Origin of the sequence: Sphingomonas sp. CCH21-G11 (genome assembly GCF_001555965.1) — a bacterium.
Lineage (GTDB): Bacteria > Pseudomonadota > Alphaproteobacteria > Sphingomonadales > Sphingomonadaceae > Sphingomonas.
The window spans coordinates 1-17,837 of sequence record NZ_LSHX01000052.1 but is presented as its reverse complement, the minus strand read 5'-3'; the positions used below and the strand labels follow the sequence as shown (position 1 = coordinate 17,837).

The following is a 17,837-nucleotide window of genomic DNA, read 5'->3' as shown; positions in this document are numbered from 1 at the left end:
GTTGCGGTTCCTCCTCGATACGCACGCGCTGATCTGGTGGTGGCTCGAAGATCCCATGTTGTCGTCGCGCGCGCGGGCACTGATCGAGTCAGGCGACGAAGACATTCTCGTCAGCGCGATTTCGGCCTACGAGATTGCATTGAAGGTTCAGGCCGGACAGTTGCGGTCGATGATCGACACGCTGGAGCAATTCGAGACGGCGACACAGGAGGACCGTTTCGTGCATCTTCCCCTTCGTTACGATCATGCCCGGCTGGCAGGTTTGCTGCCGGGGCGGCATCGTGATCCGTTTGATCGAATGATTGCGGCGCAGGGCCAGATCGAGGGGCTGACCGTCATCACCCGTGACCCGCAGATCGCGGCGCTCGGCTGCAAGGTGCTTTGGTAATGTCGCAGAAGACCCAGCTCGATGACTTCAAATCGGTGCTGACCGGCACTGCGCGGGCGATTGCGCGCGATGCGGAGGTCGAGCTGGCCTTTACCGCCGACGCGCCGAGCCAGTCGGGGCGCAATCTGCGCGTGCCGATGCCGGCGCGGCAACTGCCCGCCGATCAGGTCGCCGAGGCGCGCGGGTTCGCAGACAGCTTTGCGCTCCGCCTTCGCCACCACGACGCCGCGCTTCATGCGCGCGGCGCGCCGAAGGAGGCCGTCGCGCGCGCGGTGTTCGACGCGGTGGAGACCGCGCGGGTCGAGGCGCTGGGATCGCGCGGCTATGCGGGCGTTTCGGAAAATCTCGACCAGGCGCTGGCCATGCGGCTTAAATCGGACCCGATCGCCCGCGCGCGCAGCCGCGACGAGGTGCCGCTGTCGACCGCGATCGGGCTGAAGGTCCGCCATCGGCTGACCGGCAAGCTGCCCCCCATCGCCGCGGTGCCTGGCATGGCGCTGGTCGACGAGTGGATCGAGGGCAAGGGCGCGGCGGACCTGGATGCGCTGGCGCTGGCGATCGACGATCAGGCGATGTTCGCCAAGCTGATCGGGCAATTGCTTGAAGACCTGGAGCTGACCGAGGGCGAGTTGAAGCCCGACGATAGCGAGGACGAGGGCGACGACCAGGAGGGCGGCGAGGAAGGCGACGACACCGACGAGGCCGAACAGGACCAGGACTCGGGCGCCGAGGGGCAGGGGGAGTTCGAGCAGCGCCCCGAACAGCAATCGGGCGAGCAGCAGGACGGCGAAACCGCCGAGCAGCAACAAGACGGCATGGACGATGCCGAGGGCGAGCCGGGGGACGAAGGCGAAGAGGGGATGATGCCGGTGCGGCCCAACCGGCCGTGGTCCGACCTGCCGCCGCAATTCGAATACCGGCCCTTCACCACCCGTTTCGACGAAGTCGTCGCCGCGACCGAGCTGTGCGACGAGGAGGAGCTGAGCCGGCTGCGCGCCTATCTCGACCAGCAGCTCGTCCATCTGCAGGGCGCGGTGACCAAGCTCGCCAACCGGCTGCAGCGCCGCCTGATGGCGCAGCAGAACCGCAGCTGGGACTTCGACCAAGACGAAGGGCTGCTCGACGCGGCGCGGCTGGCGCGGGTGGTGGTCAACCCGATGCAGTCGTTGAGCTACAAGATCGAGCGCGATACCGAGTTCAAGGACACGGTCGTCACATTGTTGATCGACAATTCGGGATCGATGCGCGGCCGGCCGATCAGCATCGCGGCGATCAGCGCCGACATCCTGGCGCGCACGCTGGAGCGGGTGGGGGTCAAGACCGAGATCCTGGGCTTCACCACGCGCGCGTGGAAGGGCGGGCAGGCGCGCGAGGCATGGCTGGCGGCCGGACGTCCGCCACAGCCGGGGCGGCTGAACGACATTCGCCACATCGTCTACAAGCAGGCCGACGAGCCGTGGCGGCGCGCCAAGAAGTCGCTCGGGCTGATGATGCGCGAGGGGCTGCTCAAGGAAAATATCGATGGCGAGGCGCTGCTCTGGGCGCACGCCCGCCTGATCGCGCGGGCGGAGGATCGCAAGATCCTGATGGTGATTTCGGACGGTGCGCCGGTCGACGACAGCACGCTGTCGGTCAATTCGGGCAGCTATCTGGAACGCCATCTGCGCCAGGTGATCGGCTGGATCGAAGGGCGCTCGCCCGTGGAGCTGGTGGCGATCGGGATTGGCCACGACGTGACCCGCTGGTATTCCAAAGCGGTGACAATCATGGATGCCGAACAGCTAGCGGGTACGATGGTCGAACAGCTCGCCAGCCTGTTCGATACCGATTGATCGCGTGACTGGCGCGATCCAGCCGCCGCCCGGCGGGTTTCGTCCCGCGGTCAAGCGATCGGTCACCATTGCCGGGCATGAAACGTCGATCGCGCTCGAACCCTTGTTCTGGGACGCGCTGGAACACGCCGCCGCCGTGCGCGCGCTGCCGCTCAATGCACTGATCGCTGAAATCGATGCGCTGCGTATTCAGGCGAATGATCCGCCCAACCTGGCGAGCGCGATCCGTAGCTGGCTGCATGGGCATTCAGCGGCGCTGTCGGCTCGATAGTCCTAACCATCCGGCGCGCGCTTCACACGATCTATCTGCTGGCTTTCTCGATATTGCGATTATCGTAGCGACCACTACAGCGCGTTAACGACCGGCGTGGCATCGCTTCGCGAATATGGGAGTCGGGGAGTAGATCGATGCCAGGATTGGTGGCCATCGTGGCCGTGCGTTCGCGACGGTGGGCTGCGGTCGCGACGCTGGGCGCGTTGAGCGCATGCGGCGGCGGCGGCGGCGGCGGCGGTGAAGGCACAAGTGCCGGCGGCGTTGCGGTTGCCCCGGCGCCAACCCCCAGCCCTACGCCAACGCCCGCGGCAACCGGCCAAAGCCCAAGTCAGATCGGGCAGTGGCGCGAACTGATCCTGAATGCCGATGGCAGCATCAACTGGACCGAATATGGCCGGGTTGCCGCCAATTACCACACGGCGGAAATGGTGCGATACCGGCTGGGGCCGAGCGCGGTCGACTATGGCGAGGCCGAGCCCGCCAACACGATCTACCAGCCCGAGCCGAACGGTTTGTGGAAGGGCGGGCTGAACCGCACGCTCGCGGACCGCTTCTGCCAGACGTCGGACCGGCTGATCCAAAGCGATGCGCCGGACGGTTATGGCAACGGCTTTGGCGGCGGTGGCGGCTGGATCATGTCGGGCCAGATGCTGTTTTCACCCGATACCGACGCGCCCGCGAACCTGCGCGCCGGCGTCGCCAACGCCCGTGCCTTTGACGGTGCCCGTGCCGCACGCGCCAGCGACGGTTCGACCCAGGCGCTGTGCATGCGCATGAACGCATCCTGGTATGGCGACTGGTGGAACCGCAACAACGTCTCCACGCCAACGACGCCCGCGGTTGCGCGGTTGCGGGAGCAGGACCCTACGCTGCCCCTGCCCGCTATCGCCGCGACGCGTGGCGAGATTCAGACATCGATCACCGGCTTCCTGGCGTTCCAGAACGGGGTGATCGCTGCCGCCGGCACCGGCAACGACCAGTATTGCAATGGTTTTGCGACCGGCACGCCCTGCGAAACCGCGATCCGTCTGCCGGCCGGAAAGGTGCCGACCGCACTTGCCCTGTCCGCGATGAATGAGTTTCTGCTGGTGACCGTGTGGGACGCCGCCGCGCGCAAGGGTCAGTTGGGCGTAATCGCCGTGGGCGCGGACGATCCCGCCAATATCGGCAACACCGACACTGGCCGTCACGGCTGGGGCGTGCAAAGCTGGCCGGGCGTGCGTGGGCTGAAGCTGCTCGGCTTTGTCGACTTGCCGATGGCGGCACCCAACACGGTGGCCATGGCGCTTTCAACCGGCACAATGAAGTTTCGCGGCTTCGAGGATTGGCGCGGCCGGGGCTTGAATACCCAAGCGGAGCGCGATCGCTGGTTCGCGCGCAGCAACCTCGCGTTCGACGCGTTTATTCCCCAGACCGAATATTGGAAGCTGCTGGCGTCGGCGGGCTATGCGGTTGTCGGCTCACGTGCGGAGAACAAGGTGGCGATCGTCGACCTGCGCCCGCTGCTGCGCTTCTATCGCGACCAGTATCTGACAACCCAGGCACGTTGGAACGAGACCGCTAACTCCAATCAGGGCGCGCGCGACGACCAATGGCCCTATGGCTTTGCGACCCGGCCGGAACAGCGGCCGGTGGTGCTGGGCACGCTGGACGTGGCACAGCCCACCGCGGTCTACGCGCGACAGATCCGCACAGGTACCAACACCTTGTCCGGCTGGGACCGGCTCAGCTGGAATTATCTGTCGACACTGGTGACCATCGCGTCGATGGACGGGACGGTGCGACAATACGACGTCGCGTCGCTGATTGATCCGGCGCGGGCGTCGCAGATGCCGACGATGGCGGTGCGCGAATGGCGAGTAGGCCGTAACCCGGTCCAGGTCACGACGCCGATTGCCGGCGCCGTCCGAACCGACGATCTTTATATCGTCAGTCGTGGCACGCGCGAAATCGGCGTCTATAGCTATCGGGGCGATCGTTATGCGGTGCTGCGCGACCGGCGGTTGAAAGACCCGGTGTTCCTGACGATCGCCGGCAACCAGGCCGGGTTCGGCGGTGCCGGCCGCGACCTCGCGCTCGGCTCCCAGGGCATGACCGTCCTCGATTACGAGGGCAAGACGGTGCACGTCTACGGCATCTGGATCGACAACTATCCCGCGCGCTATCAGCCGGGCCGGCTCGACAGCTGGGTGGTCGAGCAATGGCCGCATGACGGCCCCGACGATCGTACCCGCCAGCCCTTCCAATATGGCTCGGGCCGCACGCTGCAGGGCAAGCCGTTCGCGCTGAGCATCGACGAAGTAATCTAAGCCGAGAACCGGGCGCGCGGCGGCTTAGCCGCCGCGCCCCAGCAGCACGCGGGCCTGGCCCGCGATCTGGGCGAGCATCGCGGCGCCCGGCACCTGGGTACGACGCGCGCGGGCGATGAGCGCGACGAACTGGTCGATGCGCGGCTGGTTCGCCTTGATCCAGGCCTCGACCGCTGCCTGCGGGTCGCCGCCGGCATTGCGCGCCAGCCAGTCGAGCCGCAGCTGCTGGAAATCGCGCGCCAGTCCCGCAATCAACAGCCGTTCCCACGGATCGCCGGTGTTGATCCGCGCCGCCGTCGCCTGGGCCCAGTCGAGACCAAGCGCGTTGCCCAGTCCAGTGAAGGCGCGGGTCAGGACCGCTTCGTCCAGACCCGAACGTTCGCCGAGGTCGGCAAGACCGACCGCGCCGTCGAGTTCGAAGATCCGCACCACCTTGCGCACCAGATCGGCCGGCGCGCCGGTTTCCTGAAGGCGCTGCGCGATGCGGTCGCTTTGCAGCTGCGCTTCGGTCAGCAGCAGCTCGCGCGTGCGCCGGTCGAGATTGGCGATGCCGGGTTCGAGGCGCGCAATGACTGCGCCCGGCCCCGTGCCCGGCGGGCAAACGCGCAACAGGTCCGCCATCTGCGACCGCATTGCGACCGCGGCTTCGTCGAACAGGGCAAGGCGCGCGGCCTCGCTGATCGATGCCGTCTCGATCTCGCGCCACAATTCGGGCAGCCCGAACAGGCGTTCGGCGACGACGAACATCGCCGCGATGTCGCCCAGCGACGCGCCTTCCTCCTCGGCAAGCTCGAACGGGTGAAGCACCCCCAGCCGATTGATGATCCGGTTGGCAAGCTTGGTCGCGACGATTTCGCCGCGCAGCCTGTGCGCCTCGATCGCCGGACCGAAGCGTTCGCGCATCGCGGGCGGGAAGGCGGCATGAAGGTCGCCCAGCAACTCGGGATCGCTGCCGAGCGCCTGGGTTTCGATCGCGTCCTGCAGCGCCAGCTTGGCGGTGGCGAGCAGCACGGCCAGTTCCGGCCGGGTCAGCCCCTTGCCCTCCTGTGCGCGGCGCAACAGCTCCTCGTTGGTGCCCAGTCCCTCGACCGCGCGGTCGAGCCGTCCGCCGGCTTCGAGGATTTCGATGACGCGGACATAGCTGGGCAGCGCGACCGGGCCGTCACCCTCCATGAAGGACAGGGCCAGCGTCTGCAGCCGGTTATCCTCAAGCACCAGATGCGCGACATCTTCGGTCATCGACGCGAGCAGCACGTTGCGGTCCTCGAACGCCAGCCGCCCCTCGATCATCTCGCGGTTGAGCGCGATCTTGATGTTGACCTCGTTGTCCGAACAATCGACGCCGGCGGCATTGTCGATGAAATCGGTGTTGATGCGGCCCCCGCGCGCGGCAAAGGCGATGCGCGCGGCCTGGGTCACGCCCAGATTGGCGCCCTCGCCGATCACGTTCGCGCGCATCGCCTCCGCATTGACGCGCAGCCGGTCGTTGGCGGGATCGCCGACGTCCGAATTGCTCTCTGCGGCGGCCTTCACATAGGTGCCGATGCCGCCGAACCAGATCAGGTCGACCGGTGCGGTCAGGATCGCGGAGATGAGCGCGGCGGGTTCGAGCGCCTCGGCCTCGATGCCCAGCGCCGCGCGCACCTCCGGGCTGAGCGCGATGCTCTTTTCACTCCGCGCGAAGATGCCGCCGCCCTTGGAGATCAGCGACGCATCATAGTCCGCCCAGCTCGACCGCGGCAACGCGAACAGGCGGGAACGCTCGGCCCAGCTTGTCGCCGGATCGGGATCGGGATCGAGGAAGATGTGGCGGTGGTCGAACGCGGCGACCAGCTTGATCGCCCGGCTCAGCAACATGCCGTTGCCGAACACGTCGCCCGACATGTCGCCGCACCCGGCGACGCGCACCGGCTGGGTCTGGACGTCGATGCCGGATTCGAGGAAGTGGCGCTGGACGGAAATCCACGCGCCCTTGGCGGTGATGCCCATCGCCTTGTGGTCATAGCCGACCGATCCGCCGCTGGCGAAGGCGTCGCCCAGCCAGAAGTCGCGCTCGATCGCGAGCGCGTTGGCGACGTCGCTGAACGTCGCGGTGCCCTTGTCCGCGGCGACGACGAAATACGGGTCCTCGCCGTCATGGACGACGATGCCGGCCGGATGGACGACGTTGCCGCCGACGATGTTGTCGGTGACCGACAGCAGCGAGCGGATGAAGATGCGGTAGCTCTCCGTCCCCTCGGCCAGCCAGGCGTCGCGGTCGGTGGCGGGGGAGGGGAGCAGCTTGGGGTAGAAGCCGCCCTTGGCGCCCGTCGGCACGATGACCGCGTTCTTGACCCGCTGCGCCTTCATCAGGCCCAGGATCTCGGTGCGGAAATCGTCGCGCCGGTCGGACCAGCGCAGGCCGCCGCGCGCCACCGGTCCCGCGCGCAGGTGAATGCCCTCGATCCGCGGCGAATAGACCCAGATCTCGCGCCACGGCAGCGGCTGGGGCAGGCCCGGCACCCGCGCGCTGTCGAGCTTGAACGCCAATGCTTCCTCGGCCGCAGGGGCGAAGGCATTGGTGCGCAGCATCGCGTCGATCACGCCGCGGAAGGCGCGAATGATGCGGTCATCGTCGATCGCGGAAACCTTGGTCAGCCCCTGCGCGATGGCTTCGTCGGCGGCGGTTGCGGCAGCGTCATCGCGTGCGGCGGGATTGTGCCGAGCGTTGAACCGCGCGATCAACGCCTGGGCGATGTGCGGCGCGCGGCGCAGCGCATCGACGACGGTAACCAGGCCATAGCTCATCCCGGTCTGGCGCAGGTATCGGAACCAGGCGCGGAACAGCACCGCCGACTGCGGGGCCATGCCGGTTTCGACCACCAGCCGGTTGAAACCGTCATTTTCCGCCCGCCCTTCCAGCACGGCGGCGATGGCGCGCTCCACCACGCCGACGTCGAAGGGCAATGCGCGCGAATCGTGCGCACCGGTCAGCTCGACCAGGAAGTCGTGGACGAAGGCGCCCGAATCGCCGGCAAGCCGGGTCGGGACTTCCTCGATCACGCGGAAGCCGAAATTCTCGAACACCGGCACCGCGTCGGACAGCGCCAGCGCGCCGCCGATGCAATAGACCTTGATGCGCAGCGGCCCGCCGGCCGCGTCGTCGCCCGGGATGATCCGGACCGATCGGTCTTCCGCGCTCTGAAGTGCGGCGAAGCGCAGGATGTCCTGCGCCGCGTCCTCGGGCGTGTGGACGTTGCGGTAATTGGCGGGGAAGCAGTTGGCGAAGCGCAGCGCCAGCCGGGTCGCGCGCGTCCCGACCAGTTCCTCGAGCGCCGCGCTCACCGCCGGCCGCCAGCCGCGTACCATCCGCCGGATGCGCGCATCGAGCGCAACCGCGTCGGGCATCCGCCCCTCGCCGCGCAAATCGAGCGTATAGCGGATCAGCGCCGCGACCCCGTCGTCGAGGTTGATCGTCCAGTTGAGCACATGCGCATTGGCCGCACTCGCCAGCATGTCGCCGATCGCCACCCGCCGCGCGGTGGTCAGCTCGTCGCGCGGCAGCCAGACAAAGGCGAACAGGTGGCGCCCCAGCGTGCTGCGCACCAGCGCGAGCTTCGACCGCGGGCGATCGGCGATCGACATCGCGGTCAGCGTGACGTCCTCGAGCGCCTCGGGCGAGAAGGCGGTGGTCAGGTCGTGGGGCAGCGCGCTCAGCATGTGCGCCATCGCCTTGCCGGTGTGACCGCGCGGATCGAAACCGAACTTCTGTTGCAGCCGTTCCAGATGCCGGCGCAGGAGTGGTACATCCTCCGGATCGGCATTGAGCGCGGCGCTCGTCCAGAGCCCGGCATGGATCGACAGGCCCTCGACCGCGCCGTCCCGCAGCACCGGCAGCAGCACCAGGTCGAGCGGCGCGCGGCGATGCACGGGCGAGATGCAGTTGGACTTGAGCAGCAGGGGCACGCGCCCGCCCTCCGCAAACCATTCGCGCGCCAGCTGGCGCGACGGCTCGGCCAGGATCGGCACGTCGAGCTCGCCGCGCGCCAGGCCGAGCTGGCCCGACGCCGTGCCGTCCGGATGCCAGCGTTCGTGCGCCAGCAGCGTGAAGTTGCGATCGAGAAACCAGTGGAGCAGCGCGGCGGCCTCACGGTCGCGCAACGCGCTTGCATCGTGCAGCATCGCCGCCTGCAATGCCGGCCAGTCGCCGACCGCGTGGCGAACATGGCCGAGCACGCGCGCGATATCGTCGTGGAGCTGACGGCGGACGCGGGATTCGGCGCGCTCCATCTCGATATAGATCATCGATTCCGGGGCACCGCCGCTGTCGATCGCGACCAGCCGTCCGTCGGCATCGCGCCGCACCGGCAGCACGGGGTGGATGATCCGGTCGACCGCGATGTCGTGCGCGCCGATTGCGGCAGCGATCGAATCGACCAGGAACGGCATGTCGTCATTGACGACGGCAAGGCGCATCCTGGCCGGCCCGTCGCTGCGCAACGGTTCGATGACGATCCCCGATCCGCCGGGTGGGCGGGATTGCGCGGCCAGCACCATGAAGGCGGCGGCCTCCCGTCGTGCATCCGGGTCGAACCCCTCCAGCTCGCCCGGCAATGCTCCCTCGATCAGCCGGGCGGCAAGCTCGGTGACCAGCGTCGCGTCGATCGTCGTCGTCATGTGCGCGGCTATGCGCCCGCCCCGCCCGCGGCTCAAGCCTTAGTCGCGGCGAATGCGTCGCGGTCCTGCCTTATTCCGCAAGATGGCGGACGGCCTGGCGCGTCAGCTTTTCATCGGCATCGACGCGCCCGACCACATCCAGCGCGCCCGCATCGTTGGCGCGGGCGAGCAACAGCACGAATTCCGCGCCGTCGGCGGCGATCGGCACGCTGGCGATTGTCGGGCGAGCGCGCAGCGCGGTCATCAGCTCGGCCTCCGCGGCGGCACGCGGGGCGGGGCGGCGGTACACGCGCTCGGCCTGCACCATCGCCTTCATGCCCCCCGGCATCGCCTCGATCGCGGCGACCAGCTGGCCGGCGGCGAGCCCGGTACGCCGGGCATAGGCGAGGACGGCGGCGAATTCGGTGACGCGCGCCTTGTCGTAATCGCCGCCGAAGACTAGCTTGACTACCGCGGTCATCGGCGCGCGCGCCTGGACGGTGATGCCGGCGTCGGCGAGTAGCTCGGCATAATCCTCCGGGCTGTCCAGCGTGGCGAGCGCGAAATCATGCGCACGGCCGAGCGCGCGGTACAGCGCGGCACGCGACCGGGTATCGGCGACGCGTGCCAGCTCCGCGGTCTCGCGCGCCAGCACCAGCTGGTCGGCCAGCCCGGCGACCTCGAACGGGGCCTCGAGTTCCGCCCCGAGCAGCAGCGCGTCGTCCTCATCCGCGCCCGCATCGTCGCCCAGCCCGGCGCCCGGACCGTCGGCCCAGATCGGCGCGGACATGTTCGAGCGCGGCCCGGACTGGCGGACGGCATCGAGCGCGGCGTGGATCACCGCCTGCGCCGCGTCGTCCAGCACTTCTTTCCAGTTGATGACGCCATAGATGAAATCGATCGCCTCGCCCGTCGACGAGAAGGGCATCAGGATGCCGCGATAAAAGGTGTTGTAGCCGCGCTGGCTGACAAATTCGGCTTCGAAGCCGATCGGCGCGCGATTCGCGATGATCTGGAGATAATGGTCGGTCAGCCGCGACAGGAGCGAGCGGCTGGGCACGTCGGCGATGCGCTGAAGGTCGCCCGTGATGCCGCACTCCTCGCGCAGCAGCGAACCCAGGAACTGGATGGTCGGATCGTCAAGGCCGTGGCTGAAATCGATCAGCACGCTGTTCGGGCCGAAATCCGCTATATTCTCGGGCTCGAGATCGCTGATCAGCGGGAAGGGGCGCCCATTCAGCAGCGACACCCAGTGATTATAGGCGCGGACATGCATCCGCCGCTCGTCGCTGCCGATGTCGACGGGACTGTCCTGACCATGATCGTCCAGCAGCTCGTCCTGGCCGTGTTCGATTGGGTCGTCGAGTCCGCGAACGGTATCCATTGAAGGCTCCCCTGGGGCGACGACGCGCCGCCGTCGCCGCTCTTTTGCACGCTGCGTGGTAAACGTTGCGTAAAGGGCTTCGCGCTAAAGCAGGGGCGCGAGGCGATGCTTGTCAGGCCGCCCATGGCCTGATATGCGCCGCGTCCCGACGGGGTCCACGCCCCGCCGCCGCCTTAGCTCAGTTGGTAGAGCATCGCATTCGTAATGCGGGGGTCACAGGTTCGAGTCCTGTAGGCGGCACCAGCACATACCGTGAGCAAGGCTAGAAAACCGCAGAAAACTGCGGTGAATTGGCGTTCGGCGGTCCCGTGAAATCTCATTATGTTCCGCCGTGGCCCACTCAAAAGGGGCCACGAATCAAGGGGCCACGAACGGTGCAGGAGGCGTGGACCCATGCTTACGGTGATGCGGATTCGATCGCTCAAACCGGCTGAGCGGCCATATAAGGTTGCTGACACCGATGGTTTGTATTTGCTGGTGCAGCCGGCGGGGGCTCTGCTTTGGCGTTACCGCTACCGCTGCTGCGGCATCGAACGGAAGCTCTCGCTGGGAAGTTTCGCCGACATCGCACTTTCGCCGCTCGAAGAGGGCGAGGTGCAGAAGAGCAACGACGAGCCGGACTTCAACAAACCGTTGGTTCTCGACCGCGTGTTCTACCGCTATGGCGCCAATGAACCGATGGTGCTGAACGGTGTCAGCCTGCGGATCGAGCCGGGCGAGTTCATCGCGATCACCGGTCCATCGGGCGGCGGCAAGACCACGTTGATGAAAGTTCTGATGGGCCCGTTCGAACCGAGCAGCGGCGCGGTGCGTCTCGGCGAGCGGCCGATCGGTTCGTATCGCAAGGACAAATATCGGCGCGCGACCGGCTCGGTCGCACGAGGCGACATGCTCTATCCCGGGTCGCTGGCCGAGAACATCGCGTTCTTTGATCCCGATATCGACATGGCGCGTGTGCGCGAGGTCGCCAGAATGGCGCAGATTGATGCCGAGATCGAGGCCATGCCGATGGGCTATGAGACGCTTGTCGGCGACATGGGGTCAGTGTTGTCGGGAGGGCAGCTTCAGCGCGTGCTGCTTGCGCGCGCGCTCTATCCAAACCCCAAGATGCTCATCCTCGATGAAGGCACCGCCAATCTCGATACGGAATCAGCGATGGTATCGAATAGATTGCATTCGGAGTAGATACCACCGGTCAGACAGTCGCTATTAGGTATAGCTTAGTGTTCTAATCTGACATGGACGCCGTTGGAGATTAAAGATGTGGTTATATTTTCGGCGGCGTCCATTGGCCGCTTTTTTATCTGCTCTCTTCATATTTGGGGCCCACAGCGAAACAAATGCGGAGACGAACCAAGCCGAAGCTAATGCACGCATCGTTGCTGTAGGTGGGCCGATCCTAGAAGTGCGGAGTGGAAACAGGTTAGTACGGCACGACGGCGCTCGCTCGGGGGAGGTCGTCTTCTCGACACCGGACACACCGGACGGTTTGCCGCAGGTCATCAAGCGCCTGACTTGCGACAGCAAGGCTGTCGACCGCTGCATTGTCGGCTACGCGCCGCCTGGCTCGGATCGCGCCCGGTGGCGCAGTCTCGACCTCGCCACTGGGCGTTCGATACCGGGTTGGCCCGAAATCGGCATCACGAACGCAACGCTTGAAGCTGTCAGCTTTTCCGGCGGCATTGCGGTATGGTCGGCCACGGCGTTGAGCGAGCGCAAGCCGGGTGATCTCCCGTCCGGACTCTACGTTACCAAGGCGGGCGGGCCGCCGACGGTGGCCGGACGCGTCCGAATGACCGACGATGGACAATTGCCACGCGGTTGGTTTGTGCAAATGGACGGAGGTCATCACATACTTGTCGCCGACAAAGAATTGTCATTGCTCGACGTGGCAGGGCGAACGCTCTTCGCGGGTTTCGGAACCGACGGATTCGTCACTGCACACGGCACGACGGCTTTTGCGATCTCCCGTGCGGACCTTCGCAGCCGGAGCGGACAAGTTCTGCCGGCTGGATCGCTACTCCACCTTCCGTTCACGACGGCACTGGGCGGAACGACTGGTTGGAGCCCGATGTACGTCGCCGACGTCCATGGTCCGCCGCTACGCTCCCGACATACTCGTCGCGAATTGAACGACGTGGGGGCTTCCTTGGCCTTTTTCGGAGGTCGCGCGCTCGCGGTGGCCGACCAAGCGGGCCACACGCGCTTGGTGGAGCTATGTCGACAAAGTGGTGACTTAACAGCCGTCACCGTGCGTGAGTTAGGTGATGACGCTGCCGCCATCGGCCTAATGGCGGGTGCCGGCGCGGAAGGCATACTTAATGTGGCGCGACCTGACGGCCAGTTGGCGCAGTGGGTCATCCGCTTCGAGTCCGAACGGACCGGCGCCGACCCGTTTGCGCCATGTGGTGAGCGCGCACCTACCTTAAACCAAGCGAGCACAGGAACGAAGACGCAAACGCAAGAGCGCCGGGGGCCCGCCATTGTCCGGCACGAGGCGCGTGCGCCAGATGGTCAGACCGTCAGCTACGCCGTGCTGGGCGATCCTTCACAGGGCGGGCGGGCGCTGGTGAGGGCATATGGCGCTTATGGCGAGCCCGCTCGAGAGTGGCTGACCAACAGCTTAGAGAAGGCTTGGATCGAGCAGGGGGGCGTGGTGATCGTGCCCGTGCTGCGCGGCGACGGGGGGCGCGATGCGGCGTGGGCAGCTCAGGGGCGAGGCAACCTAAAAACGCGCACAGTCGACGACCTCTTAGCCGTGGTGGAGGATATTCGTCGCCGTCGTATTGGCGGAGGCGGGCTGGTAACCGTATCGGGCGCGAGCGCGGGCGCATTCGTCGCGGCTAAAGCGGCGCTGCGCCGGCCGGACCTGTTTAGGGCGGCGGTGCTGCTTTCGGGAGCGTTGGATCTTCAGGTGCTTGCCGCGGGGCGGGATCCCAACCTCGCGGAGTTCGGCTCGGCCGAAGGGGGTTTTCCGCGCTGGTATGGAGGTGTTCGCGCGCCTGCCAAGCAGGCACCCATTTTTATACTGGTACACGACAAGGGCGACGAGCGCACGCTTCTCGCAAATTCGCAAAATTTTCAGGTATATGCTAAATCTCTTGGCTACAGGGCGGGACTATTGACAACCGAAGGCGCGTCGCACGGCGACATAGACGCACCAGCTCTGACCCAGGTCATAATGGAACAGATCGGCTCGCCGCGCTGATCACGACGCTCAGCGTTTTATAGTTGAGCACATTGACCGGGTCGGCCAGTTCGCGTTCGCGGCCGTGAGCGAGGCGCGCAGGGACTGTCAGGAATTTTGTGCGAGAAGCCATAGGATGGAGTGGAATGGAAAGGACCATCGATATGGCAATCGAAAAGGGCGTTTTGGACCAGCTGCTGGCTGGTCGTGATCCGCAGGATCTGTTCGTCAAGGTTCATCTCGGGCGTATCGCCGACATCGCACTTTCGCCGCTCGAAGAGGGCGAGGTGCAGAAGAGCAACGACGAGCCGGACTTCACCAAACCGTTGGTTCTAGGTGTCTGGTCCCGGCATTTGGTGGTGCGGGTTTGACGTGAACCGCTGGGGCTTGGATGTCCAGCATTTGCAGATGTATTCCTAGGGCGTGAGGCCGCGCAGGGTTTTGAGCCGACGACCATAATTGTAGGCATTAATGAAGTCGTGGAGGTGCGCGGTCAGCTGTGCGTGGCTGTCGTAATGGTAACGCTTGACCGTTGTCTCCTTGATCGTGCGGTTCAAGCGCCGACACTGACGCGGATATTGCAAGACGGCTCGAAACGGCCCGTCAAGTTCGATGGTTTCCGTGGCGAATATGTCATCGATCGGAAATTAAAAGTGGTCGATGCACCACATGCGCGCGATCAGCTGCTGCGGCAGTCTGACGTATTGGCACAGCATCGCCTTATTGGGATATGGTAAGTTCCGACATCCACCCAGAAGATCAAGGCACTAAAGTTGTTCAAGAGAATGAACGTAACCAATATACGTGTGAGGGTTGTCAAGCCATGATCGCTGAGCAAGTTGCGCGTATTGTCGCCGATTTTGTTATATTCCTATCGCTCACTGATGAAGACGAGCTAAATATTGATACATCTGTTGAGATGATGGAAAATCTCGCCGCACGACTCGACGAGATGGATAAGGGATTTCTTCGAGAATTAGTTGACGCTTTTGCAGTTATCGCTGAAGAATATAGCGGCGAAGCCAAAGAGGTCGTGCGAAACATCGCGCATAGTTTCTATCTCGAAGAGGCGTTGGCAGCAGACGATCCTGTCAGGCTGGCCGAGTTGGAGGCCTTGCGCGAAGCGCGAAACTGAACACCGGCAATGCCAGCGGCGCGATGGGAGCGAAGCACAAACTAATGGCCGGGGTCATCCTTATGGCCGCGACTGACGGAAATTCTCGGGTAATTTGAGCGCCCAGCTTTGTCCTCTATGGGGCATTATCGCTTCCGCTGAGCATCGAAGAGTGGCACAGGCGACCATGTGCGTTGCCGGGCACCTTTTCACGTGTCGCGGCAACCCGACCAACGACGTCAGCACGACCTACAATTACGACGTCGAGAACCGGCTGGTCAGCGCGAGCGGGGCGCGGACCGCGTTGCTGACCTGGGACCCGCTGGGGCGGCTGGTCCAGGTGAGCGGCGGATGGGGTGCGACCCGATCCCTGTATGACGGCGGCGACTTCGCGGCCGAGTATGACCGTACAGGTTCGGCTCCGCCGTCGGACCTTCGTGAGATGCGATGCCATGCCATAAAGATTTGCTGTCAGCCTGATTTCTATGGTCACCCCGCGCCGTCGAAACCCGTTTGCCCGAAGCATTCAAAACGGGCGGGATTTGATTTGAATTTGCACGACCGATCTGTTTGCCTTCCCCGGTATCTCATTTGGCTGGGGGGAGCTGCCCATGTGTGCGCCGTGGAAGGACTCGGACGAAGAGTTTCTGCGTTACATGATGGAGCGCGCCCTGCGGCGTCGTGCGCGTGATGAGGAACTGTTGCGGAACCGGGACATGGCGGGCCGCTTCGGCGTCAGGCGGATGTCCGACCTCTGCTACGCCATCAACCTGACCGGAGACGAGGATTTCGTCGGATATTCGGGCCTGTCCGGCGGCTTGACCGGGGCATCATACAGGGGTGCTCGTTATCGAGAGCTCGATGACGGGTCACGCCGACGCATCGACAATTTCGCGGAGGCGATCGGAAGCTCCTACGATCAGGTGTTCAGCTCCAACAATGTCGAAAATCGCCCGATCTGTAATTGTGCAGAGGCCAGGGCCCTGCAACTGGCCCAGGAATGCAACGTCCCGGTACACGAGCTGTTTTTCATCACCTTCTATCCGGATGGAAACAGGCCCAAGAACCCCTGCCGGAACTGCCTGACCTGGCTCGCCAAGGCGAGCGGTTATTGGAGTGACGGTCGACCGACCTGCAACGGCCGCAAGCGCGACCCCGATGATGACGGAAATCGCCGTCGTCTTCCGGGAACTGCCAGTGGTCTGATGGGCGAGGCGCATTAGACCGCACGGTCGATCTCCACAGCTGAGGCGTCATGTCGAGGCCTCATTTGCAACGCGCGCCGAAAACCAGGCGAAACGCAATCGCGCTTTCAACGGTCAGAGCGTCGCCAAGCTTACCAGTCGCCGAGCGAGGTGAGGAAGCGCGCCATCTTGAGCGCCCCCTCTTGCGTGAGGGAAACGTAGCTCGAGCGTCGGTCGGTCAGGGACGGCTCCCGCTTGACGAGCCCCGTTTCGACCAGTTCTCCGATCCATCGCAGCGCGGTCGAGGCGGGCGCCGCCGACGCGATGCAGCAACTCGTCGTTGAAATCCGCTCCCGATTTGCGAACGCGATGAAAAGATCGAGCAGGATGTCCCAGCCGGGTTCGCCGAAGAGGTCCTGGTCGAAATGTTTCGATCGAATCCGGCGCATCTCGTAGATGTACACCGCGCGTTCGGAGAGCGCCTTCAGGTCGAATTCAAAGTCCAGATGATCCTGTGATGAAAAGGCCTTTGGTGGCAGGGTGTGATCCGCCCATTCCCTCAGCCGGCGCTGGTCAAAGACCTTGGATCCGGCGTTGCGGGATGAGGCATTGCCGGCGTCCCGGATGCGGACGGGAACTAAAGAGGGGAATTGCTTCATTTGAGTCGAGCTCCCGTCTTGATTGAATGCGCTGCGTCGCCCCCGACGATGATGTGGTCGACCAGCCGAAATCCCAGGATATGCGCGAGACTGTTGATGCGACGGGTCGCCTCGATGTCCTTTGAGCTGGGTTCGCAATTGCCCGAGGGATGATTGTGAACCAGCGCGATACCCGATGCGCCGTAATTGAACGCGATCTTGAATACCGACCGGAAGTCGGCGGATAAGGAGTTCGCATCGCCCATCGCGATCTCCTCGTCGTGAATGTAACCGTCCTTTTCATCGAGCAGAATGACCCGGAGCCGCTCAAGGGGGCCGGCCATCGCGCTGATCAGAGCCCGGGATGTCGCTTTCGATCGGACCCGGAAGAACGGACGCGCGCCCAGTCGACCCAGGAGTCGTTTCGAGGGATCGCCTGGCGCTTGCGTTGATGCATGATCGTGCCCGCCAGAACGCAGAGCGCAGCGATCAGCGTCGGCGTCGACTTCATCCACGAATAAATCACCGGATGTCCCGATATCTCGATCGAGCGGGCGAAATGGCCGCTTACGGCCAGTAGCTGGAAAGAGCATGCGCATATGGGCCAGAACCTTTGAGCGTTCAGGGCCAGATACCCGAAGCCGAGAATGCCGACGCAATCGGCGGCCAAGGAAACCGGGTCTATGGCGTCATAATTCGGCAGAAAGAACGCGTACCCCGCGAACTGAACCGCCGGGATTGCGACAAGCACGGCAGCGCCGATTCGTTCGGGTAGTCCGCCCTTCCACAGCCCAAGGGCAATGGAAGGCAGATACAGTGCCCAGAATACCCAAACCGAAGGCGATTACGTATTTAACAAACCACGCAATCAGAAAGCTGGCCGTAAAGGCCT

Annotated in this window: 15 protein-coding genes, 1 tRNA gene and 1 pseudogene; 11 read left to right on the top strand and 6 right to left on the bottom strand. The window is 64.8% G+C overall.

Going from position 1 to position 17,837, the window contains the following annotated elements:
* Position 1: 1 nt before the first annotated feature.
* The 4 genes from AX676_RS13740 to AX676_RS13725 all read left to right on the top strand — a co-directional run bounded on the left by AX676_RS13740 (position 2) and on the right by AX676_RS13725 (position 4,803).
* Positions 2-388 (top strand): type II toxin-antitoxin system VapC family toxin, encoded by a 387-nt coding sequence (locus AX676_RS13740; RefSeq protein WP_066478790.1) that lies wholly within the window; start codon positions 2-4, stop codon positions 386-388.
* Entirely contained in the window at positions 388-2,220 is a 1,833-nt protein-coding gene (gene cobT, locus AX676_RS13735; RefSeq protein ID WP_066478788.1) for a cobaltochelatase subunit CobT, read from the top strand. The genes AX676_RS13740 and cobT overlap by 1 nt, the downstream gene beginning before the upstream one ends.
* A gap of 4 nt (positions 2,221-2,224) precedes the next feature.
* Positions 2,225-2,491: a ribbon-helix-helix domain-containing protein gene (locus AX676_RS13730; protein WP_197417205.1), complete on the top strand. Its 267-nt coding sequence runs from the start codon at positions 2,225-2,227 to the stop codon at positions 2,489-2,491.
* Positions 2,492-2,628: 137 nt separating this feature from the next.
* Positions 2,629-4,803 carry a hypothetical protein gene (locus AX676_RS13725; protein WP_156437699.1) on the top strand — a complete coding sequence of 725 codons (2,175 nt, stop codon included), beginning with the start codon at positions 2,629-2,631 and terminating at the stop codon, positions 4,801-4,803.
* Between the two features lie 24 nt (positions 4,804-4,827).
* Here the strand turns inward: AX676_RS13725 and AX676_RS13720 are convergent, their stop codons facing one another.
* Both AX676_RS13720 and AX676_RS13715 read right to left on the bottom strand, forming a co-directional pair.
* Positions 4,828-9,459, bottom strand: coding sequence for an NAD-glutamate dehydrogenase (locus tag AX676_RS13720; protein ID WP_066478781.1), 4,632 nt, complete (start codon positions 9,457-9,459; stop codon positions 4,828-4,830).
* Positions 9,460-9,529: 70 nt separating this feature from the next.
* Positions 9,530-10,822 carry a PAS domain-containing protein gene (locus AX676_RS13715; protein ID WP_066478778.1) on the bottom strand — a complete coding sequence of 431 codons (1,293 nt, stop codon included), beginning with the start codon at positions 10,820-10,822 and terminating at the stop codon, positions 9,530-9,532.
* Between the two features lie 167 nt (positions 10,823-10,989).
* On the opposite strand from AX676_RS13715, the gene AX676_RS13710 reads away from it, so the two are divergent.
* The 4 genes from AX676_RS13710 to AX676_RS13695 all read left to right on the top strand — a co-directional run bounded on the left by AX676_RS13710 (position 10,990) and on the right by AX676_RS13695 (position 14,380).
* Positions 10,990-11,065: transfer RNA gene (locus AX676_RS13710), tRNA-Thr, on the top strand.
* Positions 11,066-11,215: 150 nt separating this feature from the next.
* Positions 11,216-12,007 carry an ATP-binding cassette domain-containing protein gene (locus AX676_RS18165; RefSeq protein WP_066544417.1) on the top strand — a complete coding sequence of 264 codons (792 nt, stop codon included), beginning with the start codon at positions 11,216-11,218 and terminating at the stop codon, positions 12,005-12,007.
* 76 nt (positions 12,008-12,083) lie between these two features.
* Positions 12,084-14,030, top strand: coding sequence for a prolyl oligopeptidase family serine peptidase (locus tag AX676_RS17440; protein WP_082731211.1), 1,947 nt, complete (start codon positions 12,084-12,086; stop codon positions 14,028-14,030).
* 143 nt (positions 14,031-14,173) lie between these two features.
* Positions 14,174-14,380: a hypothetical protein gene (locus AX676_RS13695; RefSeq protein WP_197417206.1), complete on the top strand. Its 207-nt coding sequence runs from the start codon at positions 14,174-14,176 to the stop codon at positions 14,378-14,380.
* Here the strand turns inward: AX676_RS13695 and AX676_RS13690 are convergent.
* Positions 14,342-14,578 (bottom strand): annotated as a pseudogene (locus AX676_RS13690) (IS3 family transposase); the annotation flags it as partial. The gene AX676_RS13695 and the pseudogene AX676_RS13690 sit on opposite strands and share 39 nt — an antisense overlap.
* Here AX676_RS13690 and AX676_RS18160 point away from each other — a divergent pair.
* The 3 genes from AX676_RS18160 to AX676_RS13680 all read left to right on the top strand — a co-directional run bounded on the left by AX676_RS18160 (position 14,525) and on the right by AX676_RS13680 (position 16,346).
* Complete coding sequence (locus AX676_RS18160; protein ID WP_197417208.1) at positions 14,525-14,746, top strand: hypothetical protein; 222 nt, start codon at positions 14,525-14,527, stop codon at positions 14,744-14,746. The pseudogene AX676_RS13690 and the gene AX676_RS18160 sit on opposite strands and share 54 nt — an antisense overlap.
* Before the next feature lie 86 nt (positions 14,747-14,832).
* Complete coding sequence (locus AX676_RS13685; protein WP_066478771.1) at positions 14,833-15,144, top strand: hypothetical protein; 312 nt, start codon at positions 14,833-14,835, stop codon at positions 15,142-15,144.
* 590 nt (positions 15,145-15,734) lie between these two features.
* A complete protein-coding gene (locus tag AX676_RS13680; protein WP_066478769.1) occupies positions 15,735-16,346 on the top strand; it encodes a hypothetical protein in 612 nt (203 codons plus the stop codon).
* Between the two features lie 113 nt (positions 16,347-16,459).
* Here AX676_RS13680 and AX676_RS13675 read toward each other — a convergent pair whose 3' ends face one another.
* From AX676_RS13675 to AX676_RS18345, 3 genes are all read right to left on the bottom strand, one after another.
* Positions 16,460-16,966, bottom strand: coding sequence for a winged helix DNA-binding protein (locus tag AX676_RS13675; RefSeq protein ID WP_066478767.1), 507 nt, complete (start codon positions 16,964-16,966; stop codon positions 16,460-16,462).
* Positions 16,963-17,460 (bottom strand): JAB domain-containing protein, encoded by a 498-nt coding sequence (locus AX676_RS18155; protein WP_197420889.1) that lies wholly within the window; start codon positions 17,458-17,460, stop codon positions 16,963-16,965. Before AX676_RS18155 ends, AX676_RS13675 begins: the two co-directional genes overlap by 4 nt.
* 174 nt (positions 17,461-17,634) lie before the next feature.
* The coding region (locus tag AX676_RS18345; RefSeq protein ID WP_231733191.1) for a hypothetical protein at positions 17,635-17,837 on the bottom strand (203 nt) is incomplete at its 5' end.